The organism is Frankia sp. AgKG'84/4, from assembly GCF_023242965.2.
Lineage (GTDB): Bacteria > Actinomycetota > Actinomycetes > Frankiales > Frankiaceae > Frankia.
Genome location: NZ_JALKFU020000563.1, coordinates 1 through 3432, shown reverse-complemented (window position 1 = coordinate 3432; position 3432 = coordinate 1). Strand labels below are relative to the sequence as shown.

At 72.7% G+C, this 3432-nt stretch carries 4 protein-coding genes; 3 read left to right on the top strand and 1 reads right to left on the bottom strand.

Annotated features, from left to right (window positions below; all coding sequences use genetic code 11):
- Window positions 1–159 precede the first annotated feature (159 nt).
- The 3 genes from MXD58_RS23240 (at window position 160) to MXD58_RS23230 (ending at window position 2376) form a co-directional block, all read left to right on the top strand.
- The gene (locus tag MXD58_RS23240; protein WP_518478664.1) at window positions 160–1002 is read left to right on the top strand and encodes a class I SAM-dependent methyltransferase; all 843 of its coding nucleotides are present in this window, start codon (window positions 160–162) and stop codon (window positions 1000–1002) included.
- A gap of 70 nt (window positions 1003–1072) precedes the next feature.
- On the top strand, window positions 1073–1837 hold the full coding sequence (locus MXD58_RS23235) for an SDR family NAD(P)-dependent oxidoreductase (RefSeq protein ID WP_248839005.1): 765 nt from the start codon (window positions 1073–1075) through the stop codon (window positions 1835–1837).
- A 32-nt stretch (window positions 1838–1869) separates the two neighbouring features.
- Window positions 1870–2376, top strand: coding sequence for a DUF1003 domain-containing protein (locus MXD58_RS23230; protein WP_248839004.1), 507 nt, complete (start codon window positions 1870–1872; stop codon window positions 2374–2376).
- A 353-nt stretch (window positions 2377–2729) separates the two neighbouring features.
- Here the strand turns inward: MXD58_RS23230 and MXD58_RS23225 are convergent, their stop codons facing one another.
- Window positions 2730–3374: a DUF2142 domain-containing protein gene (locus MXD58_RS23225; RefSeq protein WP_250609916.1), complete on the bottom strand. Its 645-nt coding sequence runs from the start codon at window positions 3372–3374 to the stop codon at window positions 2730–2732.
- Window positions 3375–3432: the final 58 nt, after the last annotated feature.

The window sequence follows — 3432 nt, the reverse complement described above, 5'->3', positions numbered from 1 at the left end:
GTGCAGGCCCTCGGGCAGCAGGACCGGGGCGACGCCGGCCGCGGCCAGCGTCGTCGCCACGCGGGCCGCGCGCCGCCAGAACCGCTGTCGGGTGAAGCGGTGCGCGGTCATACCGCCATCCAACACCGCGCCCACCCGATTTCGCCGGTTTTGTGCATTGTGACGTTGACGTTCCCCACCGCCACGGGCGCGGAATACTCGGTGGCGGGGCTGCCCGGGACGCTGGACGATGTGTCGGTGCGGGAGGACTTCGACGAGCTCGTGGCCGAGGCGGCGGCGGCCCCGGTGGACGGCTGGGACTTCTCCTGGCTGGAAGGCCGGGCCACCGAGAGGCGGCCGAGCTGGGGCTACGCCCGGCTGATGGGCGAGCGCATGGCCCGGGCCGACACCGCTCTCGACGTGCAGACCGGCGGCGGCGAGGTGCTGGCTGCGGTGCCGCGCCTGGCCCGGCGCACCGTCGCCGTCGAGTCGTGGCCGCCGAATCTCGCCCGGGCGGCGGCGCTGCTGCGCCCGCACGGCGTGCGGCTTGTCGCCGCCGATGGTGATTACATCCTGCCCTTCGCCGATGCCACGTTCGACCTGGTCGTCAGCCGGCATCCGGTCGACACCCCCTGGGGGGAGATCGCCCGGGTGCTGCGCCCCGGCGGTGTCTACCTCTCCCAGCAGGTCGGCCCGGCGAGCATGCTCGAGGTGTCCGAGTACTTCCTCGGTCCCCAACACGGCGCCGCCCGGACCCGTCGCGACCCCGACCGGGCCCGGGTCGCCGCCGAGGCCGCCGGCCTGCGGGTCGTGGACCTGCGGACCGAGATCCTGCCGGCGGAGTTCCGCGACGTCGGCGCGATGATTTACTTCCTGCGTAAGGTGGTCTGGATCGTGCCCGGGTTCACCGTCGAGCGTTACCGGTCGCGCCTCGCGGACCTGCACGCGTTGATCCGCGCCCGGGGGCCGTTTCCCGCGCACGCCAGCCGCTTCCTCCTCGAGGCGCGCCGGGCCGCCGGCTGAACACGCGTGCCGCCGACGTTCTAGCGTGTGTCCCGACATGCGTGTATCGCTGGGTGAAAGAGGGCGCGAGATGGCACCGACGCTGACCGCAACGGTGGCGCTGGTAACTGGCGCGAGCAGTGGGATCGGGGCGGCCACCGCCGTGGAGCTGGCCCGTCGGGGCGCGTCCGTCGCCCTGGTCGCCCGCCGGGGGGACCGGCTCACGGAGCTGGCCGCCACGATCGAGAGCGAGGGTGGCCGGGCGCTTGCCGTCAGCGCCGACATCACCGACCAGCGGCAGGCGATCGACGCGGTCGAGCGCACCGTCGCGGAGCTGGGCCGCCTCGACACGGTCGTGAACAACGCCGGGGTCATGCTGCTCGGCCCGGTCCTCGGCGCCCCCACCGAGGAGTGGGACCGCATGATCTCCATCAACCTGCAGGGGCTGCTCTACGTCTCGCACGCCGCCCTGCCGCACCTGGTCATCGCGGCCGGTTCCGGCCCCCGTCAGGTGGCGGACCTGGTCAACATCAGCTCCGTCGCGGGCCGGCGCGCGGCCACCGGGAGTGGGGTCTACAACCTCACGAAGTTCGGGGTGGGCGCGTTCACCGAGTCGCTGCGCCAGGAGGTCACCGAGCGCCACGTCCGGGTCAGCGTCGTCGAGCCCGGCGCGGTCGTCACGGAACTGGTCGACCATCTGCGCCCGGAGATCCGCGAGGGCGCGCGGCGGGCCCTGGGCTCGGTGGAGAACCTGCTGGCCGAGGACATCGCGGACGCCGTCGCCTACATCGTGACCCGTCCGCGCCGGGTGGCCGTCAACGAGCTGCTGATCCGTCCCACCGAGCAGACCCGCTGACCGGCGCGCCCGGCGGACCGCCGGACCTCCCGGTGCGGGTGGACCGGCCGAAACCCCGGATCCGGATTCGCAGCGAGCGGGTCGTACTCACGCGGACGCGCTCGCGCCAGGACCGCGCCGCGGACGCGATCACATCGTTCGCGGGGTCGCTGCGGTTCGTCTACCTGCACGCCGTCTGGTTCGCCGGCTGGATCCTGGTCAACGAGGGCGCGCTCGGCCACGCGGCGGTGTTCGACGCCTATCCGTTCGGCCTGCTGACGATGATCGTCAGCCTGGAGGCCATCTTCCTGTCAACGTTCGTGATGGTGAGCCAGAACCGTGAGGCCGCCCGCCAGGAGGTGCGTGCCGAACTCGACTTCGAGACGAACATCCGCTCGGAGGTCTGGTCCGCGCACATCGGCCGCGCCCTCGGCCTGGACCCCGAGGAGATCGAACGCGAGGTCGCCCACGCCGTCGCCCACGCCCAGGCCGAGATCGCCTTCGGCCGCGCCGCCACCAGCCAGGCCGCCCAGCCGAAGCCCCCCGAGCCCCGCCACTGAAAGTGCTGGCTGCGATCCTGTCGTTGCAGCCAGCTCCCTGCCGACCGGCGGACAAAATAAGTCACTGCGAGTGATCGCTTTATGGCTGGAATGTACGTTTGTTGCGTGGGATAGAGGCTTCCCGTCGCTTTGAGTGGGGTCCGCGCGCGACTCATCCCTGCCGAAGAGTCAGGTAGCGGCTCAGCCACGTATAGCCGGCGGACGCTCGTGGCAGTCGGTGATGCCAGGGCGGACGAAGAGGCCGATGAGCGCCCGCACCCCGCCCGAGATCACCACGATGATGATCGCCGAAGTCCCGCCGCACGGACGAAGCGGACACCGTGCCGCATGAAGAAGTGCGGACGCCATCCGACTCAAAGATCCACGGAAGCTGCCGAGCCGATGCCGGGGCGGTGGGTGTCTGGCCGTGTGGTGTGGCGGGCGGTCAGGGCGCCGAGGGCGGCGCAGGCGAGCAGGCAGGCGGTGCCGGCGGCGGTGAGGGCGAGCCAGGGGGACCAGCCGGCCGGCGGGGCCCACTGGGCGTGGGACAGGAACCAGACCGGGCCGCCGACGCCGGTGGCGAAGCGGCGGGCATCGGACCACAGGGCGATCAGGTGCACCGCGGCGACCAGCGGCGGCACGGTGATCTGGAGGGCGGCGCGGGTCGACGTGCGCAGGCGCGCGGCCCGGCGGGTCAGGATCTCTCCCGCGGTCAGCGGCAGCGCGACGGCGAGGGGCAACAGGTAGCGGCCGTAGACGGGGAAGCGGGTCTGGCGCAGGACGAGCACGTCCAGGGCGACGGCCAGGGCGGCGCCGACGACGAGCACGGCGGCCAGCCCCAGCCGGGCGCGCCAGGGCGCGACGGCGAATGCCACCAGCACGAGGACGATGACCGCGCCCCACCACAGCCAGTAGGCGTAGGCGGGCATCGGGATGCTCCCCCAGCCGAACACCCCGACCCACTGGCGCGTCCAGGCGTGGGCATCCACCGGCAGGCGGTGCAGCCCGGCGACGGCCACCTCCCAGCGGGCGCGCGGAAGTCCAGATCAAGATCGCATCGCAGGGTCGGCAGGAGCA